The 24,477-nt window shown below is 62.4% G+C and carries 23 protein-coding genes; 14 read left to right on the top strand and 9 right to left on the bottom strand.

Features of this window, described 5'->3' with window-relative positions; genetic code table 11:
• Positions 1-453: 453 nt before the first annotated feature.
• The 3 genes from tauA (at position 454) to LB557_RS27365 (ending at position 3,209) form a co-directional block, all read left to right on the top strand.
• The gene (gene tauA, locus LB557_RS27375; protein WP_015314724.1) at positions 454-1,467 is read left to right on the top strand and encodes a taurine ABC transporter substrate-binding protein; all 1,014 of its coding nucleotides are present in this window, start codon (positions 454-456) and stop codon (positions 1,465-1,467) included.
• Between the two features lie 111 nt (positions 1,468-1,578).
• Positions 1,579-2,352: a taurine ABC transporter ATP-binding protein gene (locus LB557_RS27370; RefSeq protein ID WP_224644031.1), complete on the top strand. Its 774-nt coding sequence runs from the start codon at positions 1,579-1,581 to the stop codon at positions 2,350-2,352.
• On the top strand, positions 2,349-3,209 hold the full coding sequence (locus LB557_RS27365) for an ABC transporter permease subunit (protein WP_140712011.1): 861 nt from the start codon (positions 2,349-2,351) through the stop codon (positions 3,207-3,209). The genes LB557_RS27370 and LB557_RS27365 overlap by 4 nt, the downstream gene beginning before the upstream one ends.
• A 259-nt stretch (positions 3,210-3,468) precedes the next feature.
• Here LB557_RS27365 and LB557_RS31895 read toward each other — a convergent pair whose 3' ends face one another.
• Positions 3,469-3,654 carry a hypothetical protein gene (locus tag LB557_RS31895; RefSeq protein ID WP_015314728.1) on the bottom strand — a complete coding sequence of 62 codons (186 nt, stop codon included), beginning with the start codon at positions 3,652-3,654 and terminating at the stop codon, positions 3,469-3,471.
• A gap of 309 nt (positions 3,655-3,963) precedes the next feature.
• Between LB557_RS31895 and LB557_RS27355 the strand changes: the two genes are divergently transcribed.
• From LB557_RS27355 to LB557_RS27340, 4 genes are all read left to right on the top strand, one after another.
• Positions 3,964-4,332 (top strand): septal ring lytic transglycosylase RlpA family protein, encoded by a 369-nt coding sequence (locus tag LB557_RS27355; protein ID WP_015314729.1) that lies wholly within the window; start codon positions 3,964-3,966, stop codon positions 4,330-4,332.
• Positions 4,333-4,597: 265 nt separating this feature from the next.
• On the top strand, positions 4,598-5,875 hold the full coding sequence (locus tag LB557_RS27350; protein WP_140619858.1) for a polyhydroxyalkanoate depolymerase: 1,278 nt from the start codon (positions 4,598-4,600) through the stop codon (positions 5,873-5,875).
• A gap of 159 nt (positions 5,876-6,034) precedes the next feature.
• Positions 6,035-6,649 carry a transglutaminase-like cysteine peptidase gene (locus tag LB557_RS27345; protein ID WP_141907054.1) on the top strand — a complete coding sequence of 205 codons (615 nt, stop codon included), beginning with the start codon at positions 6,035-6,037 and terminating at the stop codon, positions 6,647-6,649.
• Between the two features lie 303 nt (positions 6,650-6,952).
• Entirely contained in the window at positions 6,953-7,192 is a 240-nt protein-coding gene (locus LB557_RS27340; RefSeq protein ID WP_224644029.1) for a hypothetical protein, read from the top strand.
• Between the two features lie 46 nt (positions 7,193-7,238).
• Here the strand turns inward: LB557_RS27340 and LB557_RS27335 are convergent, their stop codons facing one another.
• From LB557_RS27335 to LB557_RS27320, 4 genes are read right to left on the bottom strand one after another with little or no spacing between them, the layout of a single operon-like run.
• The gene (locus LB557_RS27335; protein ID WP_224644028.1) at positions 7,239-7,607 is read right to left on the bottom strand and encodes a helix-turn-helix domain-containing protein; all 369 of its coding nucleotides are present in this window, start codon (positions 7,605-7,607) and stop codon (positions 7,239-7,241) included.
• On the bottom strand, positions 7,604-8,134 hold the full coding sequence (locus LB557_RS27330) for a Smr/MutS family protein (RefSeq protein WP_224644027.1): 531 nt from the start codon (positions 8,132-8,134) through the stop codon (positions 7,604-7,606). The genes LB557_RS27335 and LB557_RS27330 overlap by 4 nt, the downstream gene beginning before the upstream one ends.
• Positions 8,131-9,231, bottom strand: coding sequence for a murein transglycosylase A (locus tag LB557_RS27325; RefSeq protein WP_224713131.1), 1,101 nt, complete (start codon positions 9,229-9,231; stop codon positions 8,131-8,133). Before LB557_RS27325 ends, LB557_RS27330 begins: the two co-directional genes overlap by 4 nt.
• Positions 9,232-9,252: 21 nt before the next feature.
• Positions 9,253-9,960, bottom strand: a complete 708-nt coding sequence (locus tag LB557_RS27320; RefSeq protein ID WP_224644024.1) for a Tim44/TimA family putative adaptor protein — start codon at positions 9,958-9,960, stop codon at positions 9,253-9,255.
• 200 nt (positions 9,961-10,160) lie between these two features.
• Here LB557_RS27320 and LB557_RS27315 point away from each other — a divergent pair, with 200 nt between their 5' ends.
• The 3 genes from LB557_RS27315 to LB557_RS27305 all read left to right on the top strand — a co-directional run bounded on the left by LB557_RS27315 (position 10,161) and on the right by LB557_RS27305 (position 13,855).
• Positions 10,161-10,658, top strand: a complete 498-nt coding sequence (locus LB557_RS27315; protein WP_318013382.1) for an FxsA family protein — start codon at positions 10,161-10,163, stop codon at positions 10,656-10,658.
• Between the two features lie 503 nt (positions 10,659-11,161).
• Entirely contained in the window at positions 11,162-11,662 is a 501-nt protein-coding gene (gene secB, locus LB557_RS27310; protein WP_015314738.1) for a protein-export chaperone SecB, read from the top strand.
• Positions 11,663-12,214: 552 nt separating this feature from the next.
• The gene (locus tag LB557_RS27305; RefSeq protein WP_224644022.1) at positions 12,215-13,855 is read left to right on the top strand and encodes an ABC transporter substrate-binding protein; all 1,641 of its coding nucleotides are present in this window, start codon (positions 12,215-12,217) and stop codon (positions 13,853-13,855) included.
• Positions 13,856-14,540: 685 nt separating this feature from the next.
• Here LB557_RS27305 and LB557_RS31660 read toward each other — a convergent pair.
• The 3 genes from LB557_RS31660 to lepA form a co-directional block, all read right to left on the bottom strand.
• Complete coding sequence (locus LB557_RS31660; RefSeq protein ID WP_263496857.1) at positions 14,541-14,672, bottom strand: hypothetical protein; 132 nt, start codon at positions 14,670-14,672, stop codon at positions 14,541-14,543.
• A 204-nt stretch (positions 14,673-14,876) separates the two neighbouring features.
• Positions 14,877-17,411, bottom strand: a complete 2,535-nt coding sequence (locus LB557_RS27300; protein WP_224644021.1) for an SIR2 family protein — start codon at positions 17,409-17,411, stop codon at positions 14,877-14,879.
• 384 nt (positions 17,412-17,795) lie between these two features.
• Complete coding sequence (gene lepA, locus LB557_RS27295; RefSeq protein WP_140712023.1) at positions 17,796-19,601, bottom strand: translation elongation factor 4; 1,806 nt, start codon at positions 19,599-19,601, stop codon at positions 17,796-17,798.
• A 269-nt stretch (positions 19,602-19,870) separates the two neighbouring features.
• Here lepA and LB557_RS27290 point away from each other — a divergent pair, with 269 nt between their 5' ends.
• The 4 genes from LB557_RS27290 (at position 19,871) to msrA (ending at position 23,295) form a co-directional block, all read left to right on the top strand.
• Entirely contained in the window at positions 19,871-21,049 is a 1,179-nt protein-coding gene (locus LB557_RS27290; protein ID WP_224524756.1) for a TadE/TadG family type IV pilus assembly protein, read from the top strand.
• Between the two features lie 181 nt (positions 21,050-21,230).
• Positions 21,231-21,935, top strand: a complete 705-nt coding sequence (locus LB557_RS27285) for a DUF1223 domain-containing protein (RefSeq protein WP_224644020.1) — start codon at positions 21,231-21,233, stop codon at positions 21,933-21,935.
• A gap of 116 nt (positions 21,936-22,051) precedes the next feature.
• On the top strand, positions 22,052-22,348 hold the full coding sequence (locus LB557_RS27280) for a hypothetical protein (protein WP_015314745.1): 297 nt from the start codon (positions 22,052-22,054) through the stop codon (positions 22,346-22,348).
• 221 nt (positions 22,349-22,569) lie between these two features.
• Positions 22,570-23,295, top strand: a complete 726-nt coding sequence (msrA, locus tag LB557_RS27275; protein WP_015314746.1) for a peptide-methionine (S)-S-oxide reductase MsrA — start codon at positions 22,570-22,572, stop codon at positions 23,293-23,295.
• A gap of 84 nt (positions 23,296-23,379) precedes the next feature.
• Here msrA and LB557_RS27270 read toward each other — a convergent pair whose 3' ends face one another.
• Positions 23,380-24,384: a cytochrome d ubiquinol oxidase subunit II gene (locus LB557_RS27270; RefSeq protein ID WP_224644019.1), complete on the bottom strand. Its 1,005-nt coding sequence runs from the start codon at positions 24,382-24,384 to the stop codon at positions 23,380-23,382.
• Between the last annotated feature and the right edge of the window lie 93 nt (positions 24,385-24,477).

Genomic DNA, 24,477 nt, shown 5'->3' with positions numbered 1-24,477 from the left:
GATTTCGAGGACACAGACGCCAGGCTTGCTCGCATGACGGCCCGCGGCTGGGAACCGACGACGCCAGCGATCTCCACGATACGCTTGGGATGCCCTGTCATCGGCACCCCGCACCTATGTGCCATAAGATTACTATACTTAGGTGCCGACACGTGGAACCTCATTCTAAATTCCGTGCCATTCGAAGCATCAGTTTGCTGGAGGTAGGGAAAACCCGGAATTCTCGTTTGAACCTGTCTGTATCTGCAACGGTCGAGGTCGAGCCCTCGGGCAAAGTTGATGGGCTCGCCGCTCTTGGACGACGGCAACCGTCACTTCCGCCGTGGCGGCCCGCCGCCAGTGGCTTTTTTTCAACAAGCTCTCCTTCCTTGGAAGGATTTAACTCTACAAGAACCATGGAATTAGCGAACTATGGACATGCAATCCGGTTTTCCCTTTTCATGGAGCCCTTTGATGCCCACCATTTCGCGACGCATTCTCCTTCTGTCGTCGGCCGCCCTCGCCGGCGCCGCCTTCCTCAGCCCGGCGCTCGCTGAAGACCTGAAGATCACCATCGGCTACCAGACGGTGGTCGAACCCTCGAAAGTGCCGCAGGCCGATGGCGCCTATGAAAAGGCGACCAAGGCCAGCATCGACTGGCGCAAATTCGATTCCGGCGCCGATGTCATCGCCGCGGTCGCCTCCGGCTCGGTCGATATCGGCTATGTCGGCTCGAGCCCGCTGGCGGCCGCCGCCAGCCGCGAACTGCCGATCCAGACCATTTTCGTCGTCGGCCTGATCGGGCAATCCGAGGCGCTGGTCGCCCGCAACGGCGCCGGCATCGAGAAGGTCGCAGACCTCGCCGGCAAGAAGGTCGCCGTGCCGTTCGTGTCGACGACGCATTACAGCCTGCTTGCCGCGCTCAAGCACGAGAATGTCGATCCGAAATCGGTCCAGATCCTCAACCTGCGGCCGCCGGAAATCGCCGCCGCCTTCGCGCGCGGCGACATCGACGCCGCCTATGTCTGGGACCCAGCGCTGGGCCAGATCAAGACATCCGGCAAGGTGGTGCTGGATTCCTCGCAGGTCGCCGCCTGGGGCGCGCCAACCTTCGACGCCTGGATCGTGCGCACCGACTTCGCCGAGAAGAACCCGGAAGCCGTGCGCGACTTCGTCAAGGTGACGGGCACCGCCTATGCGGACTATCTCGCCAAGCCCGACGCCTGGTCGGTGTCGTCGCCGCAGGCCGCCGCGATCGCCAAGCTCACCGGCGCCAAGCTGGAAGAGGTGCCGGAGCTGCTCAAGGGTTATGTCTTCCCCACCCTGGAAGAGCAGGCATCCGGGAAGTTCCTCGGCGGCGGTACGGTCAGTGCGATCGCGGCGGCATCCGCCTTCCTCAAGGAGCAAGGCAAGGTCGACGCGGTGCTGCCGGACTATTCGAAATACGTCACTTCGAAATACGTCACCGAGGCGCTGGCCTCGAACTGACGCCTCGCACACGCGGCTCTCCTTCCCTGACGCCGCGTGTTGCCTGTCCCGAAGCCGCAGACGAGGCGCGGTTTTGGGGCCGGCGGATATTCTTCCAATCGGCGAGGGCCCATGCCGCATCTCGTGCTCGACAAGATCTCCATCCACTATGACGGCCAGCCGGCACCCGCCGTCGAGCACGTGTCGATCGGCGTTGCCAAGAACGATTTCGTCGTCCTTGTCGGCCGCTCCGGCTGCGGCAAGACCTCGCTGCTCAACGTCGCCGCCGGCCTGGTCATACCGGCGCGCGGCAGTGCCACGGTCAATGGCAAGCCGATCACCGGGCCCGGTTCGGACCGGGCCGTGGTGTTCCAGAACGATGCGCTGTTTCCGTGGCTCACGACGCGCGAGAACGTCGCCTTCGCGCTCAGGCTGCGCGGTGTGAGGCCAGCCGAACGGGCGCGCCGCGCCGATGAACTGCTGGCGCTGGTCAAGCTCGCTGAAGCCGGCGACAAACGCATCTGGGAGCTGTCCGGCGGCATGCGCCAGCGTGTCGGACTTGCCCGGGCGCTCGCCGCCCAACCCGAATTCCTGCTGCTCGACGAGCCGCTCGGCGCGCTCGACGCGCTGACGCGCGAGCGCATGCAGACGACGCTGCTCGACCTTTGGACGGCAAGCCATGCCGGCGTGCTGATGGTGACGCACGGCATCGAGGAGGCGCTGGTGCTCGCCACCCGCATCGTCGTGCTGGCGCCCGGCCCGGGCCGCGTGGTGCGAACCTTCGAGCCGGGCTTCTCCAGGCGTTACGCGGCGGGCGAGCCCATTCGCGCCATCAAGGCCGATCCGGCCTTCGCGGCGGCGCGCGGCGAACTGACCGACGCGATCTTCGAGGGAGAGGCGGCATGACGATTTCCTCCTACACCGAACGGCCCGGTTCAAGGACAGACGAAACCGACGGCCTGTCGGTGCCCTGGTCGAGGCCACGGGCGAAACGGACGGGCGTTTCGGCCCGCATGGTCAGCGCCGCCACCATCCTGGCGGTGCTGGCGCTCTGGACACTGTCGGCCCGCCTGCAACTGGTGTCGCCGGTGTTCCTGCCCTCGCCGCTTGCCGTGTGGAACAAGTTCATCGTGGTTATCAGCGACGGCTTCGTCGACGCGACGCTGCCGCAGCATGTCGTCGCCAGTCTGGCCCGCGTCTTTGCCGCGCTGGCCGCCGCCATCCTGGTCGGCGTGCCGGTGGGGCTCGCCATAGGCATCAGCACGGTGGGGCGCGGCATCTTCGATCCGCTGCTCGAATTCCTGCGGCCGATCCCGCCGCTGGCCTACCTGCCGCTGGTCATCATCTGGTTCGGCATCGGCGAGCCGTCGAAAATCCTGGTGATCGCCATCGCCATGCTGGCGCCGGTCGCGCTGTCGACCGCCTCGGGCGTCCGCGGCGTCTCGCGGGAGCGCGTCAACGCCGCGCGTTCGCTTGGTGCGACTCGACGCCAAGTGGTCCGCCACGTGATCCTGCCCAGCGCCCTGCCCTCGATCCTGACCGGCCTGCGCATCGCGCTCGGCGCCGGCTGGTCGACACTGGTCGCGGCCGAGCTGGTGGCGGCAACGCGCGGGCTTGGCTTCATGATCCAGTCGGCGGCCCAGTTCCTCGTCACCGACGTGGTGATCATGGGCATATTGGTGATCGCCGCCATCGCCTTCGTGCTCGAATTCACCATCCGCCGCATCGAGCGCGTGCTGGTCCCATGGGCGGGGCGGGAATGATCGGAAAAGGAGAATGACGATGACCCATTCCACCGCCGTGTTGTTTGCCCATGTCAGCGCCTGGCTGCTCGGCCTTGCTTCCGACGAGAACGCGGCAAGTGACGACAGCCCGCGCTCGCCGGCGCCGGTCCATCTCCGCGCCGGGCGCGATCGCCTGCCACCTCGCGACGAGAGTTTTTACTGGGCCTGGCAGTACTGGTCGCAGTGGACGCAGTCGCCACGGGCGGCGCGCTCGGCAGCGGGCGCGCTTGCTCGAAAATCAACCATGCCCACGGTTCGCCCATACCAGGCCGGCCAGGCCGACCAGCATGGCGGCGAGTCCGATATAGAGCCATTGCGATTGGCCGGTCATGAAGCTGCCGCCGACCACGCCGATCCCTTGCAGCGACCACAACGCACCGATCGCCAGCACAATCAACGCCAGCAGATTTTTGGTCAGTCTCATTGTCGGATCTCGCTTTCCCAGTCGATCGAGAGCGGCGCCACAGCCGCGATGAAAGAGCCAAAGGAAGTGGCTCGATCCCAGCGGTTTCTACTTGGAGATTAATCCCGGATCTTGTCAAACGGATCTCGGATATCGGCACGAACATCATCGATAACTGATGAAATCTGGTCCGAAAATCCCTGACAAACTGTTACCCCCTGACTCCAAACGTGTGATCTTGCCATGGAACCGCCAGATCACTGCCGCATTTCCTGCCTTATTTCCCACCTAACGGCTTGGGTCTGTCAAAAACGGAGCCATCCCCCAAATATGAAGACCACGAAACAGACCGCGCTTGTCGCGGTAACGATCGCTGCTGGCCTGATGGTCGGCGCCTCCGCCACTTCGGCAACCGCCGCCGCCGGTCAGTGTGGCCGCGCTTCCTGGTACGCGCTGCACTCGAGGACCGCATCGGGCGAGCGTATGAACCCCTCGGCGATGACCGCCGCCCACCGCACGCTGCCTTTCGGCACCAAATTGCGGGTCACCAACAAGAACAACGGCCGCAGCGTCGTCGTGCGCATCAACGATCGCGGTCCCTTCATCAAGGGCCGGGTGCTCGACCTGTCGAAAGGCGCCGCCGGCCAGCTCGGCTTCATCGGCTCCGGGCAGACCTCCGTCTGCATGGCGCGCGTCTGATCTGATCGTCTCCTGACCATGATCCCTTCCCGACCGCAGGACCATCATGGTCAGGTCGCCGCGAAAGCCTGACACATATCCTACACATTTCGGCACTGCACATTGAGCCGGCTGGGCCGGCCGTGCCGGGTTTTCAAGGCTTTCGGCGAAAGAAGCATTGGTCACGCCACGTGACGTATTGCATCGCAGCAATTAGTTGTTAACTTCCCCGCGAGACATCTAGGGCTCGGCGCTGATCGTCGTCCCTTCGGTCGCGGGGTAACGTATGTTCTACCAGCTCTACGAAATGAACCACGCGGCCTTGCAGCCGGCGCGGCTCTATGCCGACGCGGTCCGGTTGTTCTACTCTAACCCGCTCAACCCGGTTTCGCATACGCCCTGGGGCCGTTCCATCGCGGCCGGCGCCGAACTGTTCGAGCGCACCACGCGCCGCTACGGCAAGCCGCGATTCGGCCTGGCCAAGACGGTGGTCGATTGGAAGAGCGTCGCGGTCACCGAGAAGACCGTCTGGTCGAAGCCGTTCTGCAATCTCGTCCGGTTCGAGCGCGCCGTTCCCGCCGGGCGCAAGGCCGACCCGAAGCTTTTGATCGTGGCGCCGATGTCGGGCCACTATGCGACGCTGCTGCGCGGCACGGTCGAGGCGATGCTGCCCTATGCCGATGTCCACATCACCGACTGGGTCGACGCCCGCATGGTGCCGCTGGCCGATGGCAGCTTCGATCTCGACGACTATATCGACTACGTCATCGACATGCTGCACACGCTGGGTCCGGACACGCATGTGATGGCCGTGTGCCAGCCTTCCGTGCCGGTGCTTGCGGCCGTGGCGCTGATGGAGGCCAAGGGCGATCCCTTCGTGCCTTCGACGATGACCCTGATGGGCGGGCCGATCGACACCCGCCGCAACCCGACCGCCGTCAATCTGCTGGCCGAGGAAAAGGGCATCGACTGGTTCCGCGACAACGTCGTCATGCGCGCGCCCTGGCCAGTGCCGGGCTTCGGCCGCGAGGTCTATCCCGGTTTCCTGCAGCTTTCGGGCTTCATGAGCATGAACCTCGACCGCCACATCATCGCCCACAAGGAATTCTTCATGAACCTTGTGAAGCACGATGGCGACAATGCCGAAAAACACCGCGACTTCTATGACGAATATCTGGCGGTGATGGATCTGACGGCGGAGTTCTATCTGCAGACGGTCGACACGGTCTTCGTGCGCCATGCGCTGCCCAAGGGCGAGATGACGCATCGCGGCACAAGGATCGATCCGTCCGTCATACGCAACGTTGCCCTGTTCACGGTCGAGGGCGAGAACGACGACATTTCGGGTCTTGGCCAGACCAAGGCGGCGCAGGATTTGTGCGTCAACATTCCCGCCGACAAGAAGGCCCACTACATGCAGCCGGCAGTCGGCCATTACGGCGTCTTCAACGGCTCGCGCTTCCGCTCCGAGATCGTGCCGCGCATCGTCGACTTCATCACCAGCTATGGCCGCCAGAACCGCGTCGCGGTGAAGCCGAAGCTGGTCCGCACCGCCAAGCGGTAGGCGGTTTTGAAACGGAACCGGACGCGGGTCCGATTTTGTTGCACAAGTGCCGCTCTGCCTCCCCGCGGGTAACCATGCTGCGAATCAGGCCGACGTCGTAATTGACACGGAGTGTAAATCGCCCTTAACGTTTCGTTAACAACAGGGCGAGCGGGGACAATGAATTCCTCAACCATGCGAAGGCTGCGCGTATGCGCGGCAGCAGGGCTGGCGTTAACGGGGGGCTGGATGGCACCGGCCTGGGCTTCGGGCGCCATGGCCACCGGGGGCCTCACCTCGCAGCCGATCGGCCACTACGATTTCTGCAAGCAGCGTCCAGGCGAATGTTCGATCCGCCCGGCCAATCTCGCGCCGGCGGTGCTGACCGACGGGTTGATGCGCAAGCTGGTCAACGTCACCGCCAGGGTCAACGCCGCCGTCAAGCCGATGAGCGACATGGACATCTACGGCAAGGACGAGGTCTGGGCCTATCCCGACAAGGGTGTCGGCGACTGCGAGGACTATGTGCTGGAGAAGCGGCGCCAGCTGTCCCACATGGGCATGTCGCTCGCCGATCTCCTGATAACCGTGGTCCGCAAGCCCGACGGTGAAGGCCACGCCGTGCTGACGGTGCGCACCGACGGCGGCGACTATGTGCTGGACAATCTGACCGACAAGGTCAAGTTCTGGGACCAGACCGGCTACCGCTTCCTCAAGCGCCAGGCGATCGACAACACCGGCCGCTGGGTCTCGATCCGCGGCGGCCAGCAGGTTCTGGTCGGCTCGGTGCAGTAGGGCCATAGCGGGGCACCTGCCTGAGGCGGCGCCACCCCAGCGCGGCTATACCATTGCATTCTGCACGGTTGCGAAGCTCGCAGATCGCGGCATGGATCCTCGGGTCTGCGCGTCCGCTCCGCCCGTGGATGATGAACCGTGGAGGTTCCGCAATCTCTGGGGCCTCTGCCATTGCCGCACTGCCTTGACCCACGGCTCCCTTGGGGGCCTCCAGAAAATTTCCGCATCCCTCCGTGAACCATTTCCGTTCGCCCGGCGACACATAGCCGTGAACGATAGAAACCCAAATCATGGAGACTTCAAATGACCGCTTTTTTGCGCAACACGCTTCTCGCCGCGGCCGCCGTTTCGGCCCTGACCGGATCAGCTCTGGCCGGGCAGACCATTCCAAGCTGCGCCAACAGCAACCTCAACGATTTGTGGGCCGGCCGCTGTTGCGGCGAGGCCGGCGCGTCGGACTGCCTGGGCGGTGGAAATGGCGGCCAGGGCCATGGCGACCATGGTCGTGGCGGCAATGGCGGCAGCACGGCCGGCAAGAATTGATCGCACCACGGCTGCCCGCCGGCTGCTCGCCGGCGGGCGCTGTCTTCTACGATCGCTGGCCCAGCGCCGCGCGGATCGACGCGGTGATGCGCAGAAGCTCGGCCTCATCGAGTTTCTCGATGGTCTCGGCCAGAAGATTGGCGAGCTCGGTGGCGGCGGGGGACAGGCCCGACGTATCGAGTTTCACCCGCGGATGCGAGGTTTCGGCCAGCCGCGCCAGCTCCTCGGCATCGTCCCAGATGATGTTGAAATAACCGATGATCTTCTGGATCAGCGTCCAGGTCGGCGCGCCGCGCCGGCCATGCTCGAGCGCCGAGAGATAGGCGGCGCTGACGCCGATCGCCGCCGCCATGTCCTTCTGGCTGACGCCGCGCTCGGCCCGCAGCGCCCGCAGCCGCTCGCCGAACGGCGTCACGAGCGCGCCCGCCGCAGCCTGATATAAAGCGCGCCCGAGCCGCCATGGTTGCGGGCGGCATGGTCGTGGCTGGAGACCAGCGGCCGGAACGCGGGTGTCGACAGCCAGGCCGGGACGGCGCGCCGCAAGATGCCATCGCCGCCCGAGGAAGACCCCTTGCCGGTGATGACCAGCACATAGCGGACGCCGCCGGCATGCGCCCGGTGCAGGAACGAGAACAGCAGCGAATAGGCCTCGTCCTGCGTCATGCCGTGCAAGTCGACGCGGCCCTCGATCGGCAGCCGGCCCTTTTGCAGCTTGTCCAGCGTCGGCTCGTCGAGCCGGTGCGTGACATGCTGGATTTTCGGTTTTGCCGCGCCCGGCGCATTGGCGGCGGGCTGGACCGGCTGCGCCGGCGCCGGCCTGGCATCGACGGCCATGTCCGGAATGTCGACGGCGGCGCGGCCCTTGAGCGGCTTGGCGGTGCGCGCCACCAGGTTCCACAGCACCCGGTCGTCGTCGCTGAGTTTATCCCCGCGCTTGCTCATCTCGCGCCCCCGGCCAGCACGCGCGGCACCAGCGCATAAAAATCGGCGGCATTGCGCACCACGCCGGCGATCTCGCCGGCGGCATCGCACGAGCCGGCGAACAGGTCCCCACGCGCCGGCCCTGTTATGGCCGAGCCGGTGTCCTGCGCGATCATCAGCCGCCGAAACGGGTTTTTGTCGAAGGCGGTGAGCGTCGGCGCGTCGATGTAAAAAGGCGTGCCGAATGTGTGCAGCAGCCGGTCGACGGCCATCGAGCGGCCCGGCGTCAGCGGCACCTTGGCGGCCGCGATCGGGCCAAGCGCGGCATCATCCACTGCAGCCTCGCGGAAGAAGATGTAGGAGCGGTTCTGCCACAGGATCTCGTCGACCTGCCCAGGATGCGCCTTGAACCAGGCGCGGATCGACTGCATCGTCACTTCGGCCAGCGGGATTTCGCCGAGCCCGCTCAGGATTTTGCCGGGGCCCGTAAACCGCTGGCCTGACTTGGCGGCGTAGGTGACGCGGCAAAGCCGCCCGTCGGTCATGGCAAGCCGGGCCGCGCCTTGGACATGGATGAAGAAGGCATCGACCTTGTCTGCCAGCCAGGCGATCTCCAGCCCCTGGCCGGCGAGCGCGCCGCGCTCGATCGCGCCACGGTCGGGATATTCGGCCAGCCCATCGACGGTCCGGCGCGCGAAGGCGAGGTAAGGATCCATCCCGGCGGGCCGGGTGGCGTCGTCGACATCGATGAGATCGGCCGGACGCGACAGCAGCGGCACGGCAAAATGCTCCGTCCGCACCGGCGAGGCCTCGACTTGCGGTTCGTAGAAACCGGTGACGAGGCCGGCGCCGGTTTCGGGCCGGACCAGCATGGGGACAAAATGGCGCTCGAAGAAGGCGCTCGCTTCGGACGAACTGGCGGCGGGGGCTTCGCGTGCTTGCGCATAGGCCTCGGCGAAGGCGCCGAAGTCGACGCCCAGCGCGCCGCTGCGATAGGGTTTTACCGGCACATGGAAGGCGGACCGGGCAAAGGCGGCGAAAGCCGGCAGATGGTCGTCGTCGCCCCAGCCGGGCAGGTCGCCGAAGGACCTTTCAACGAGGAGAGGCGACAGCGACACCGGAGCCTGCCTTTGCTGGACTCAGTCTTCTTCTTCGGTGGCGACGAGCTTCCAGTTCGGATCGCGCGAGCGTGTGTCGCGGGCGAAGGTCCAGACATCCTTGACCTCGGCCACCGTCTCGGGATCGCCGTCGATCACCGTGCCGGCCTGGTCGCGCGTCGCCGAGATCAGCTCGCTGACGATGCGCAGTGTCACATGCGCCTCGCCGCCCTTCATCTCGGCCGAGACGATGTCGGCCTTGTCGATGCCGACGAAGGAGGACTGGATCTTTTCCGACTTGGCCTCGCGCTCGCCGATCGCGGCGACGAAGCCGTCATAGACCTCGCGCGACAGCAGGTTCTTCAGCGTTTTGCGGTCGCCGTCGGCATAGGCCATGACGATCATCTCATAGGCCATCTTGGCGCCGTCGACGAACCCCTTGGGATCGAAGGAGGGGTCATTGTCCTTGATCGCGCGCAGGCCCTTGTTGAGATCGGTGTCGGGCTTGGCGAAGGCGTCGATGGCCGTATAGGCGTCGGCCGGCGCCGGCTCGCCGGGCGCCCGCTTGCGCGGCAGCGAAACGACGTTCTCGGGCTTCTGCGTGGCGTCCTTGTCGGTGCGTGCCGCCGTGTAAGGGTCGAAGGGCGGCCGTTCGCTACCGGTCCGGCGGCCCAGCACGTTGCGCAGCTGGAAGAAGATCACCACCGCCGCGATCAGGAAGAAAATCGTGCCGAAGTCGAAGAAGCCCATATTTTCCGCCAATCAATCCCTGCCTCTAGGCCGGACCGTCCAGCCCAGCAGGCCGCGGTCGCATAGCGTTCACCATTCAAAGCATATAGAACGCAAGGCGCAATCATTCAAATCAAAGGCAGGCATACCTATCTAACAGCCTCCGTGCCAGCGGCGATTGGCCGCCAGCGGGACAAAACAATCGAATGATCGGTAAAGACTTGCGCATTTCGCTGCTTCCCCTCTTTCTCCTCGCGCTTCCGCTGCTGGAAATCGCCGGTTTCGTCGTCGTCGGCCGTGAGGTCGGCGCGCTGGCGACGGTCGGACTGGTGCTGGCTTCGAGCTTCGCCGGCGTGCTTTTGCTGCGCCACCAGGGTTTCGGCGTCATGAGCCGCATCCGCGCCGAGATGGCCGCCGGCCGCGACCCCAGCGGCCAGCTCGCCCACGGCGCCATGATCGTGGTCGCGGCGGTGCTGCTGATCATTCCCGGTTTCATCACGGACATTGTCGGCCTGCTCCTGTTCCTGCCGCCGGTGCGCGACCTTGCCTGGAGCAGGCTGAAGGGCCGCATCGTCGTGGCCAGCAATTTCTCCGCCGGCGGCTTCCGCCGGCAGCGCGACAAGGTCATCGACCTCGACGACGGCGACTATTCGCGCGAGGACGACCTCAAGCGCGGCCCGGACCACAATTCGCCTTGGCGGCGGCTGAAGGACGATTGAGACTGCATCGATATTCAGGTGATGCCGGCCTGCAAACGGCGGCTTCCTGCGCTTCCGGTGCTCACGTACTTCCATTCGCCGTGGCGGCGGCTGAAGGACGATTGAGGTGGCGATCGCAGCGTTCTGGCCCATTTTGAGAGGCCGGCGCCGCCCCTCATTGTCCTGCCGGACATTTCTCCCCGTATAGTGACGGGGAGAAAGGGCTGATTGGGGCGGCGCTGGCGCTCAATCCTGCAACGTTGGCGATTGGCGAAAGCGCCGATGACAGCACCCCTCTCCCCGTCACTATACGGGGAGAGGACACCGGCAGGCAGGTGAGGGGCGGCACTGCCCTCGGCGATGATCTTCCCGTCACAAAGCGTCCGCGCCGATTGCCTCGGAACCACACGGCGGCAAACCTTGTCTTGTCATGCCGGCCATGGTAGCGAACGCCCGATTTCAATTCGGTCAGCCCCGATTCAATTCGGTGAGCGAGACTGCCCAGGGGAAAAGGATAGTGGCTCATGGCCAGCAATGATGACGCGCCGGTCGGCGCCAATGGCAACGGCAACGCGGCACAGCCGTCGCTCAACGTGCTGGCCCAGTATGTGAAGGACCTGTCCTTCGAAAGCCCCGGCGCGCCGAACTCGCTGCGCGGCCGCGACAAGGCGCCCGGCATCGCCATCAACGTCAACGTCAACGCCAACCCGCTCTCCGACAAGCAGTTCGACGTCAATCTGACGCTGAACGCCAAGGCTTCCTTCGACCAGGAAGTGCTGTTCAACGTCGAGCTGGTCTATGGCGGCGTCTTCGCCATTTCGGGCTTCCCGCAGGAGCACATGCTGCCGATCCTGTTCATCGAATGCCCGCGCCTGCTGTTCCCCTTCGCCCGCCAGATCATCGCCGAGGCGACGCGCAATGGCGGCTTCCCGCCGCTGATGCTGGACCCGATCGACTTCGCGCAGATGTTCCAGCAGAAGCTGGCCGAAGACCAGGCCGCGTCCTCCAAGACCCAGGTGAGCTGATCCTCGGCTGACAGGCATCGCTTGAAAAACCCGGCCTCGCGCCGGGTTTTTTGTTCTGGTGGATTGACCGATCGCGCCATGGGTCGACCCCCACTCCGTCGAGCTTCGCTCGACACCTCTCCCCCGATCGACGGGGTAGAGGAAAGGCGCGACCTCGCCAAGCGCGTTCCTTCCTCTCCCTCCGGAGGGGGAGAGGTGGCTCGGCGAAGCCGAGACGGAGTGGGGGAAGCCGCTGGTGAAACGCGAAGCCGCAGGCAAACGCATCGCTCTTGCTCGCAATCCGACCGATCCCCTGCGGGGGAGATGGCTGGCAGACAAGAGGTGGTGCGCCCAGGTCCGTCCACCCCTGCGGAGCATCGCACAAGTCCTGCGGATTCCAGAACATTCCGCCACGTCACCCAGCCCTATCATTCCCTCTCAGGCAATGGCGCCCCGGCGGTCGCAGCCGCGCCGCGTCGGCTTGTCAGCCGGGGCGAGCCTGTTTCCGTGCATGCCGTCGTCCCAAAACCGCTGGGAACTTTGGGCAATGCACCAACAAAAGAGGGAACGACGATGAAATTCATGCTGACCGACCGCAAACTTCACCCGCGCGCCAAACCTGTCGCCGACGATTTCAGGACGGGCGGCATCAGCCGCCGCGAATATCTGGCGCTGATGGCCGGGCTCGGCGTCAGCGCCGCCGGCGCTTTTGCGCTGGGCGGCATCGCCCCGACGCCCGCCCGCGCCGCCGAGCCGAAGAAGGGCGGCGTGCTGCGCGTCGCCATGAACGTCAAGGGATTTAAGGACCCGCGCACCTTCGACGGCGTCGAAATGTCCAATATCGCGCGCCACTGCAACGAATATCTCGTGCGCTGGAACACCGATTTCTCCTTCGAGCCCTGGCTGCTCGAAAAGTGGGAGATGAGCGACGACGCCAAAACGCTGACGCTGCATGTGCGCAAGGGCATCACCTGGTCGAACGGCGACGCCTTCAACGCCGACGACGTCGTCCACAACCTCACCCGCTGGTGCGAAGCCGGCGTTGCCGGCAATTCGGTCGCCGCGCGCATGGGCGCGCTGGTCAATGCCGACACCAAGAAGGTGGTCGATGGCGGCATCGAGAAGGTCGACGACTACACCATCAAGCTCAACCTGCCGAAGCCGGACATCTCGCTGATCGCCGGCATGGCCGATTATCCCGCGCTGATCATGCACCGCTCCTATGAGGGCGACGGCGATCCGATGAAGGCGCTGGCGATAACCACCGGCCCGTGCGAGCTGGTGAAATGGGACGCCGAGACGGCCGCGGAGGTCAAGCGCAGGGACAAGCCCTGGTGGAAGGGCGAGTTCTACCTCGATGGCATCCAGTGGATCGACTACGGCTCCGACCCTAACGCCATGCTGTCGGCCTTCGAATCCGGCGAGGTCGACACCGATCACGAGACCGCTTCCGACGCCGTCTCGCAGACCGACAAGATGGGGCTGAAGAACTCCGAGATCGCCACCGGCTCGACCATCGTCGCCCGCTTCAATGTCTCCAACGCGCCCTATGACGACGTCAAGGTGCGCCGCGCCGCCCAGCTCGCGGTTGACAATTCCGCCGTGCTGAAGCTCGGCCTCGATGGCCGCGGCAAGCCCGCCGACAACCACCATGTCGGCCCGATGCACCCCGAATATGCCGATATCGGTCCGGCCAAGCGGGATGTCGAGGCGGCCAAGAAGCTGCTGGCCGAGAGCGGCAAGGCGGACCACGAATACGACCTGATCTCGGTCGACATCGAATGGCAGAAGAGCACCGGCGACGCCATCGCCGCGCAGATGCGCGAGGCCGGCCTCAAGATCAAGCGCACCGTGCTGCCGGCCGCCACCTTCTGGAACGACTGGAGCAAGTTCCCCTATTCCTGCACCGAATGGCTCGGCCGCCCGCTCGGCGTCCAGGTGCTGGCGCTGGCGTATAAATCGGGCGCCGCCTGGAACGAGAGCGCCTATGCCTCGAAGGAGTTCGACGAACTGCTCGACAAGGCGCTGGCCATGCCCGACCCCAAGGCCCGCAAGGAGATCATGGCCAAGATCGAGCAGAATTTGCGCGATTCAGGCCTCATCATCCAGCCCTACTGGCGCTCGGTCTACCGAACCTACCGCAAGGGCATCGAAGGCTGCGAACAGCACCAGGCACTGGAGCAGCACTTTGAGAAGGTGTGGATCGAGAGTTGACGCGGACGCGGCGTTGAGTTCCTCGCCCCCGCTGCGCGGGGGAGAGGTGGCCCGGCGAAGCCGGGACGGAGCGGGGGACGCCCTCCGCGAAGTCAAAGCCGTGCGAGGAGGAGCGCCGACGCTGACTTTCCTGTCGCGGGCGGAGGGAGGTACCAACCTGCGAAAGTCAGCACCGGGAACTCCGGGCGGTGCTCAAATCATTCAGGGAAGATGGCCGGCGCGATGCCGGTGAGACAATTGCCTGAGCCCCGCGCCGGCCACTAGCGACCTTACAGAGGTCCGCCGCCCGATTTGTGTACCGGCCCCGCGCCGCGCGATCAACCGAGGTGGCTGCTTGGTATGAATTCGTACCAACCCTGCCGTGGGATTTGTCGCGGGAGAGCGAGCAGCAGTAGCAGCCCTGCCAGTTCCCAAGAACGTTCTAGCGCAGGCAGACCGACACTGGACACGCGACAGCCGTCACGGCCGAAAGCCTCTCGCGCTTGCTCAGCGTCGGCTTCGCATAGATCTTTTTCACGGATAATCCCCCAATTGCCCGCTTCCAATGACGCATGTGTGGAGCTGATGTCAATACGAGGCGACCGTGGTTCGGTGGGAAGTTACTATTGCCAAGGTCGGCGAGTCCCGCCGCATTGTCTGGCAAAGCAGGCCGGCGAGGAAGGTCCGGAACCTGGTTGCGACGCAGTCATCGCCGAGCCGCTGGTATCTCCATCGTCAACAGCGCCGTCGCTACCACCAGCGCCACGGCGCGGATCGCCCGGAGCGCATTGCTTGCCATGAAGGTGCCGCCGATGTCCAACGGGCGCTTCTTGGGCATCAAGAAGCCCGCTGATGAACTTGCCCGACAACTAAAAAGAGCCTCCCGACGACGTTGATGCGGGCTTGTGCGGGAAGGGAGCAGAAGAGAATCAGCCTCTCAGGTAGATTGTTGGGCAGGTTCTGCTCACGAGGCGCTATTTCCATTCGGGGAATAGCGCTAAGGCAACCACGCCCGCACCATGACGCACCTTCGCTGAGTAGGTCAGTTGTAGTTGATTTGCCCACCTTTATAAGACAAACGGCGCCACTCTGACGTCGACGCCAGCGTCAATAGCCGGGTCCTCAACTCCATCAAAATAGGGTCAGAATACTTCTTTAATAAGCCGTCGACTTCGCTGAAATATAACTTCGCCGCAGCAACTGCCTTATCAACCTGGCTGTGTGACATTAGAGCATCAATGTGGTAATATCCAAGAGTAACTATTGGATACTCATCCAGAGCGCCCTTCAATCTCTCCGCACCCATTGAATGATGCCGCTCCATCAACGTCGTGACCGCCTCGTCAATAAGCTTCTGTGTAGATGTGGTAAACATATCATGATGGGCTGCGACAATTAGTTTCTGCTGCGCCAGAGCATGTTGCGCGTACCTATTTCCCGGGAAGGCTTCGATAGATCTTCCCAGCATCTCCAGTGCCTCCTGCTGTCTTCCGAGACGCCTCAATAGCAGCGCATATTGAAGCCAGAAATGCCCATCCAGCTGAAGCAACACCTCAAATTGGGCGTAGAATTTTACAGCGCCGCTCTTGTCTCCAGCGGTCGCAAAAATTTGGTATATATTATTACTATTTAACAGATATTTGAATAACTGAGCGTCATGGCTCGTAAGGTTTCTAATTATCGGCGAAGTAAATTGAACATAGTATCTGACCATTGCCGCCAAAACGGTTTCAATGTCAGCTATACTGGCGTATTTCTGAACTATTTCAGAGGCGTATATCTGATGCCTAGCTTGATACCTACCGGATTTCGCGACATCCACAATACCCTGAAGACCATTAGACAATTGATCAAAAGTCTGGGTGACGTTCAGGTGGCCAAGAACGGTTGATGCCATAGACTTGCTAATCCCGACACGCGGAACTGTTGCAATAGCCACCATCAAGAATAGCCATCTCCTCTCGGTATCGGTTATTCTAGAAAATTCGTCTTCAATAATCTCTTCAAAGCCCTTCGATTCTGTCGCCTCAAGCATGGCTATCAACAGCTGTTGGCGGCTCTTCGTAAACCGCTGCCTTTTCTCCACAAGGCTCAGCTTATTAAAAGCGGGGGCCGCGAAATTCGCTTCAATTGCCTTGATGATAATTTCCACATCTTCACTCTTAAATCTATCAAATCTGACGGTATCGACATTGCTCCCAAATAACTTTCCAAGTCGGTCATGCCATTCACCGGTTCGGGCGCTTGTTACTATAGTCGCCCCTTCCATGGACCGACCATTTAAAACCTCGGAGATGTCTTCGGCTACAACGTGGAGGTCGTCGATAATGATCACACATGGCTTGTCGCCGCGAAACTTCTTCAAGGAATACATTACCTCCTTGAATGGAGGCCCCCCCTCCGTATACTCAAATACAGAGATGTCTTGCCCCGAAGCTGCCAAATTTATTGCATAATGCATGACGAAGGTCGATTTGCCAGAACCGGCCTCGCCAAGCACAACTATCGCCCTCTTTTCGTTTCGTAAAATATCTATTTCTTGACTGACGCGCTTAAACTCTCCGAGTATCGCATAGGAGGACGTCGAAACTATGGGCCACGTTGGACCGTACCCTTCGTAGAAACGCCTGCGATACTTTGATATATCCTGAACTATAGTTGAAAATCTCTTTTCTATATTCTTCTTTGAAATAGGGAATACTGTTCGAAGCGCTTCGACGTCGTTCTCCGAAAATCGACTTTGCTGGCTTGCTGTTGCAGCTGTCCCGCTAGACTCTACATCTCGAGGCAGCAAGCCACCGGGAAATCTCCTATTTAGCTCAGGAGCAAAGTCTTCGAGCCTCGCCTTGATATGAACGATGCCGCGATTTTGCAGAGATTTGCTTTGAATTTCAGTAAGGCTATCCGGCGTAATACAAAAAGAACGGCCGGGGACCGCATCCTTAGTTAATGCCGCCCTCACACTTTGAAACAATATCTGTTCTCTCAAAGTCGTTCCGACAAATATCACAGTGTAGTCGATAAAATCTTCGCCAAGTTGCGAATACCACGCAGGATTTTTAGCCGATGCCTCGGCGTATTCTGTGGACGAAAATATAAATCCCACATCAGAATTTAAAGCAGAGCCGTGAAGGTGAACAACTTGGCAATCGGAATACCCTTTCCACTCCACTCTTCGGTCTTTTAGCGCGTTGTAGAAGTAAAGCTTCTGGGAACGTTGGCGACGAGGTATATTCTCGATAGTATCGTCGAAGTTAAACGTGTATACACGACGCCATGGAACCGTAAAGGTTTGCACTAGAGCTTCGCTGGGACGTGTATTGGTAAAATTATCCTCAAATATTTTTTTGTATTTCGCAGAACCCAGTGAGTTGCCTATTGCATCAAAGACCTCCTTCACGTCCTCGCCGTTGTATGAAAGATCACCCGCTTCAGCGACGAGCTTAGCAATTTGCGGTGTACCTACGATCGGCCTACCAAATCGATTTGTAGCCTGGCCGCTAACGCCTGCACCCGTGACTAAAACCGCTCGGCCTTCGCGAATATCGGCAAATATGGACTCCGGAAACAAGCTCATAGGACCACCTCCCCTTTTCTAGAAACTGCCCTATGTGTCAGCAATTTGCTAGTCCTCAAACGGGACCCTGGTCGCGAACGGCTCCTCGCTCGTGTAGAAAATCTACTTTTATGCTTGGAGAGCGCTCCTCGGCGCACTTTTTGAAAAACTCTAATCCTTGGCCTTTTGCCCCGCCTCATTCTTTACCAAGGTGAGTTTATCTTTATGATGGATACGTGATATATTGGCAGTGCTCTTGGTCTGTGGTTGAGCGACCATCGCTCGAACGCGATAGACTACAAATCAGCTCCGCTATCTCAGGGCGTCCTTGCTTCGGAGATACTGTTGCGATCAATCTGTTGCGGCAGCCCAAGCTGGGGGACTAGACACGCCCCAACCGTCTTCTCAATCCCCCATCTTCAGCGCCTGGATAAACGCCTCCTGCGGGATGTCGACCTTGCCGAACTGGCGCATCCGCTTCTTGCCCTCTTTCTGCTTGTCCAAGAGCTTGCGTTTGCGGGAGACGTCGCCGCCGTAGCATTTGGCGGTGACGTCCTTGCGCAGCGCCGAGATGGTTTCGCGGGCGATGACCTTGCCGCCGATCGCGGCCTGGATCGGGATCTTGAAGAGGTGGTGCGGGATCAGCTCCTTGAGCTTCTCGACCATCTGGCGGCCGCGCTTTTCCGCCGCCGTGCGGTGCACCAGCATCGACAGCGCGTCGACCGGCTCCTCGTTGACCAGGATCGACATCTTCACCAAATCGCCCTCGCGGTAGTCGGTCAGGTGATAATCGAACGAGGCGTAGCCTTTCGAGATCGACTTCAGCCGGTCGTAGAAGTCAAAGACGACTTCGTTGAGCGGCAGGTCGTAGGTCAGCATGGCGCGCTTGCCGACATAGGAGAGGTCGGCCTGGATGCCGCGCCGGTCCTGGCAGAGCTTTAGAATTCCGCCGAGATAGTCGTCGGGCGTCAATATGGTGGCGCGGATCCACGGCTCCTCGATGGCAGAGATCTTCACCACGTCGGGCATGTCGGCCGGGTTGTGCAGTTCCTTCATCGAGCCGTCATTGAGGAGCAGCCGGTAGACGACGCTGGGCGCCGTGGCGATGAGGTCGAGGTTGAACTCGCGCTCCAGCCGCTCCTGGATGATTTCGAGATGCAGCAGGCCAAGGAAGCCGCAGCGGTAGCCGAAGCCGAGCGCGGCGGAGGTTTCCATCTCATAAGAGAAGGAAGCGTCGTTGAGGCGCAACTTGCCGACGGCGGCGCGCAGATCCTCGAAATCGGCGGCGTCGACCGGGAACAGGCCGCAGAACACCACCGGCTGCGCCGGCTTGAAGCCGGGCAGCGCATGCGCGGTCTGGCGCTTGTCCTCGGTGATGGTGTCGCCGACGCGCGTGTCGGCCACTTCCTTGATCGAGCCGGTGAAGAAACCGAACTCGCCGGGGCCGAGCTCGTCGACATTGATGCGGGCGGGCGTGAACACACCGGTGCGCTCGACCAGGTACTTGGCGCCGGTGCCCATCATGCGGATGGTCTGGCCCTTCTTCAGCACGCCGTCGATGACGCGCACCAGCACGATGACGCCGAGATAGGCGTCGTACCAGCTGTCGACCAGCATGGCTTTGAGCGGCGCCGTGGCATCGCCCTCGCGCGGCGGCGGCAATTGGTGGACGATGGCTTCCAGCACGTCGGGAATGCCGAGGCCGGTCTTGGCCGAGATCAGCACGGCGTTGGAGGCGTCGATGCCGATCACCTCCTCGACCTGCTCGCGGATGCGCTCGGGCTCGGCGGCCGGCAGGTCGACCTTGTTCAGCACCACGACGATCTCGTGGTTGTTGTCGATGGCCTGGTAGACGTTGGCGAGCGTCTGCGCCTCGACGCCTTGCGAAGCGTCGACCACCAGCAGCGAACCCTCGCAGGCGGCGAGCGAGCGCGACACTTCATAGGCGAAGTCGACATGGCCGGGCGTGTCGATGAGGTTGAGGATATAGTCCTCGCCATTGTTGGCGCGATATTTCAGCCGCACCGTCTGCGCCTTGATGGTGATGCCGCGCTCGCGCTCGATGTCCATCGAGTCCAGCACCTGCTCCTTCATGTCGCGCAGCTCCAGCCCGCCGGTGGACTGGATCAGGCGGTCGGCAAGCGTGGATTTGCCATGGTCGATATGGGCGACGATGGAAAAATTCCGGATGTGGTCGAGGGGCGTGCTCATGCCGCGCGCTTTAGCAGGGGCGGCAAGCGGCGGCAAGGCTTGGCGCCCAAGGGCTGCCTGGGGCAAACGGGTGTACCCGCCGATCTTATAAAGGGGAAGAGAATCCACCCGCGTTGCGTGCACCAATTCCGGCGTCAAAGTTACGCGCCGAACTTGTCGGCTTTTCACGGGACTTTGCCGAAAAATCGATAAACATTAACCAAGTCCGTTAGAGCATAATTTGCGACTGCCATGTTAGCCGGAGAGATATTCGTTTTAAGGATCAAGGCATGCGGGGGTTAGCAGGTAGGTTTGTCAGCTCGAGGAGCGGCTCGTTCGCGCCCATAATTGTCCTCAGCATGATCCCGCTAATCAGCGCGGTAGGCTTTGCGGTCGACTACACCTCTGCGGTGCAGACCCGGTCGACCGAGCAAGCGGCACTCGATGCCGCGATCCTGTCGATTACCACGATGGATACGGCTTCGACAAAAGCGCAGCGCCAGGTGGCGATGCAGGCTTCCTACGTGGCCAACGGTGGACAGGGCGACGCGACGCTGAACACTTTCACCGTCGCCGCCGATGGTACTGCCACCGCGCAGGCCTCGGCGAATTTCGCCATGCCGACCCTTTTTATGCAGATCGCCAGGATCAACACCGTACCAGTCGGCGTCTCCTCGGCTGTGAGCAAGACACCAGCGCTGGTTGAAGCTACCTTCAACGTCGATCACGTTTCAGGCTACTGGAACAAAACCATGACCCTGTATGGCCTTCCGTTTGGGTGGAACTCCAATACGACGCCTACCGCGATGATGAAGATCGACTACGCCTACAAGGCGTATAATTATTCCTACACGAGCGGGGGTAAGACTTATACCGCTGCGGACCCGAAAGGTTACGGTACGACCACTATTTCCACGGGGTCGGGAACATCTGCGAAGGTGGTTCAGAGCCAAGTGTGCACGCCAGTAGGACAAACAACCGATTTCACTCCGACTGCGGGAACTTACAGGAGTACCGCGGTAGCAAAAAGCGGAAGTACGACCGGCTCCACCATCTATTTCAAAACGACATGCGTGACCACGAATTCCGCCGGAAGCAGCAGTGGTGCGACAGTCGACGTGAGCATGATGGATCAGGTTTATCTGCAGATGGATGTGCCGTCCGGACCGGTCAACCCGCTCAAGTCGAATAGTGCAAGCACGTCGAATCGGCTCTACCTCGGTGCCGGGTACAGCACTGCGGCACAAAAGGCCCTGAGCCCTTCCAAATACCTCCCCGTCGAGGTCAACAGCAACACAATCGTCGACATCTTCGGCGCTGTGCCCTGCAGCGAGACCAGCGACCAGGCATGGGAAGACGGCGGCAACAATCCCCCACTTCCAGACGTTACGAACGCCGACTTCTTTTACAGCGTGATGGGCAAGTGCGCCTTTAACAAGCGGGCATCCGACACGCTGCTGACACAGTGACGCTGCCGATCTCCCCTCGTGGGTGAGATTGGAGCTGGCGACCGTGTTCGCCAATCTCTGAGGCGCGCAGGGCAGAGCGCTCTTCAATCACAAACCGGTGAGCGTTGTAACGAAGCCGTCCGTGGCGGCGAAGTGGGGATATGAGCGGCGCATCGTGGCGTCGTCCCCACGGAGCAAGCCGATGTCGCCAGTCCTATCAAGCAGGTTTTTCGCACTGTCCGGCCTCGCCGCGCTGGCGCTCGCCGGATCGCTTGCCGGCGCCGTCGCCCAGCCGCTCACCGTGGTCGAGCTGTTCACCAGCCAGGGCTGCTCGTCCTGCCCGCCGGCCAACGCCAACCTCATCAAGGTCAAGGACCGGCCCGGCGTGCTGGCGCTGTCGTTCAACGTCACCTACTGGGATTACCTCGGCTGGAAGGACACGTTCGGCAAGCAGGAATTCACGCAGCGCCAGGTGTCCTATGAGCCGCCGCTCGGCCATGACGGGCCATTCACGCCGCAAGTGGTGGTCAACGGCCATGCCGACGTCGTCGGCGCCGCACCCGGCGAGATCGAACATCTGATCGCGGCCACGGCCAAGACCGGCGGCCCGTCGCTGGCGCTTGAGGGCGGCAAGGTCGCGATCGGCGCCGGCGCCGCTCCGGGCGGCCATGCCGATGTCTGGCTGGTGCGCTACACCAAGGGTGTCGTCGAGGTGCCCGTGGGGCGCGGCGAGAACACCGGCCGCACCTTGCCGCATGCCAATGTCGTGCATGCGCTGACAAAACTCGGCAGCTGGAGCGGCGACGCCAAGACGCTCGATGTGCCGGCGGCCTCGGGCGGCCTCAGCACCGCCGTGCTGGTGCAGTCGCCCGGCGGCGGACCGATCCTGGCCGCCGCCGCCAACTAGATCGCGTTCGAGCAGAGATTTTTAAAACAGAGATTTGCACCGCCGCATGAGCAGCGGTGCAAGAGCCCGGCCGCCCAAAGGGCGTGCCATCAACCCGTAAACCCAAGGAACCGACCATGACCACTTTCTCCCGCCTGACGCTGCCGGCGCTCGCCCTCGCTTTGTGCTCCACGGCGCTATTTGCCGGCGGCATTGCGCGCGCCGACGATGCCAGCAATGCAATGAAGCCCGCCGCCAACGCCATGGCGCCGGCCGCGGACGCCATGAAGCCGGCAACCGACGCGATGAAGCCGGCCGACCCGATGGCGACCAACGCCATGAAGCCCGCTACGGACGCCATGAAGCCTGCCACGGATGCGATGAAACCGGCGACCGACGCGATGAAGCCGGCAACGGATGCCACCGCCAATTGAGATTGGTGCGTGGCCTTCTGTCCCTGGCGGGCTCCCTGTCCAGCCGGGGACAGTTGCTGAAGCCCCGGGAAAGGCTTGAAGCGGTTTTGCTTCGGCAACGAGGTCGAAACAGAAAGTCCGCAGGCGCACGCGAATGTGAGCCTCCGCCGCAACTCACGCATCGCGCCACCGTAGCTGATCCAATAGACTGATCCCAAATGGAAGCCATGAGGAGTGCAACCATGACCACTATCAACAAACGTTCGACAGGCTTTGTCCGGGGGGCGCTCGCCGCACTCGCCCTTGCCGTCGCGGGCGCCGCCTTCTGGCTGACGCCGGCCATCTCCGCCGAGGATGCCGTGAAGATCCCGCCGCCGGCAATCGACGAAAAAGCGGCCACCGGCACAGAGAAGGCGATCTTCGCCGGCGGCTGCTTCTGGGGCGTGCAGGGCGTGTTCCAGCACGTCAAGGGCGTCAGCAAGGCGGTCTCGGGCTATACCGGCGGCGCCAAGGACGACGCCGTCTACGAGACGGTCGGCACCGGCCGCACCGGCCACGCAGAGTCCGTCGAGATCACCTATGATCCGTCCAAGGTCACTTACGGCCAGCTGCTGCAGGTCTATTTCTCGGTCGCCCACAACCCGACCCAGCTCAACTACCAGGGTCCGGACTCGGGCACCCAGTACCGCTCGACGATCTTCGCCGAAAACGACGCCCAGAAGAAAATCGCGCAGAGCTACATCGCCCAGCTCGACAAGGCCAAAGTGTTCGGCGAGCCGATCGTCACCACGCTGGAGACCGGCAAGACCTTCTATCCGGCCGAGACCTACCACCAGGACTTTTTGACGCTGAACCCGACCTATCCCTACATCGTCTACAACGACCTGCCCAAGGTGGCGAATTTGAAGACGCTGTTCCCGGCGCTTTACAGCGAAAAGCCGGTGCTGGTGCTGTCGGCGAGCAACTGAGCTGAGCGGCGCTCGCCTCGAAATGCCGGCGGGCCAGCGCCCCCCTCTGTCCTGCAGGGCAGAGGGGGGTCCTGCCGGGATCCCTCAATCATAAGTCAGATCCGTCGCCTTGCCGCCGAACACGCGGTAGGCATAGAACGAATAGAAGATGATGACCGGCAGCACCACCACGGTGCCGGCCAGGATGATCGCCAGGCTTTCGGGCGCCGACGCCGCCTGCCAGATGGTCAGGCGATCGGGCACCACATAGGGATAGAACGACCAGGCCAGGCCGGCAAAGCCGAGCGCGAAGATGGCGGCCAGCGTCAGGAACGGCGTCAGCGAATGGCGATCGTCAGGCCTCGGCAGATGGAAGGTCTGCCGCCACAGCCAGGCAAACAGCAGCGCCGACAGGATCGGCAGCGGCGACAGATAGAGCATCTCAGGCCAGACGAACCATTTGGCGAAGATGCGCGGGCTGGCGAACGGCGTCGCCAGCGATACGGCGGCCATGCCGAGCGCGGTCAGCACCAGGGCGGTGCGCAGCCAGAGCACCGCCTTCTTCTGCAGCGCGCCTTCGGTCTTGTAGATCACCCAGGCGGAGCCCATCGCCGCGTAGGCCGCCGCCAGGCAGAACGCCACCAGCACGCCAAACGCCATGCCGCCTGGCCCGACATCGAGGCCGAGCACGTAGACGCCCAGCATATAGCCTTGCGCCAGCGAGGCGATGAGCGAGCCCAGGAAGAAAATACGGTTCCAGCGATGTTTCTTCCCCGCCGGCACCTTGGCGCGGAAATCGAAGGCGACGCCGCGCAGGATCAGGCCGACCAGCAGGACGAAGACCGGAATGTAGAGCGCCGTCAGGATGACGCCATGCGCCAGCGGAAAGGCGACCAGCAGCAGGCCGACGGCCAGCACCAGCCAGGTTTCGTTGGCGTCCCAGAACGGGCCGATCGCCGCGATCATGGTGTCCTGCTCGGTGTCCTCGGCGGCGGCGAACAGGATGCCGATGCCAAGGTCGAAACCGTCGAGAATGACGTAGATCAGAATGGCAAGGCCCATCAGTCCGGCGAAGATCAGGGGGAGCAGGGTTGGCCAGCCGTAGGTCATCTTGCTCTCCTCACGCCATGATTTCGGTTTGCGAAGCTAGCGCCACCCCTCATCGCCCTGCCGGGCACTTCTCCCCGTATAGGGACGGGGAGA

Source organism: Mesorhizobium sp. BR115XR7A, from assembly GCF_020165315.1.
GTDB lineage: Bacteria > Pseudomonadota > Alphaproteobacteria > Rhizobiales > Rhizobiaceae > Mesorhizobium > Mesorhizobium australicum.
Note: the sequence above shows the minus strand (reverse complement) of the source record. Positions and strands in the feature narration are given on the sequence as shown.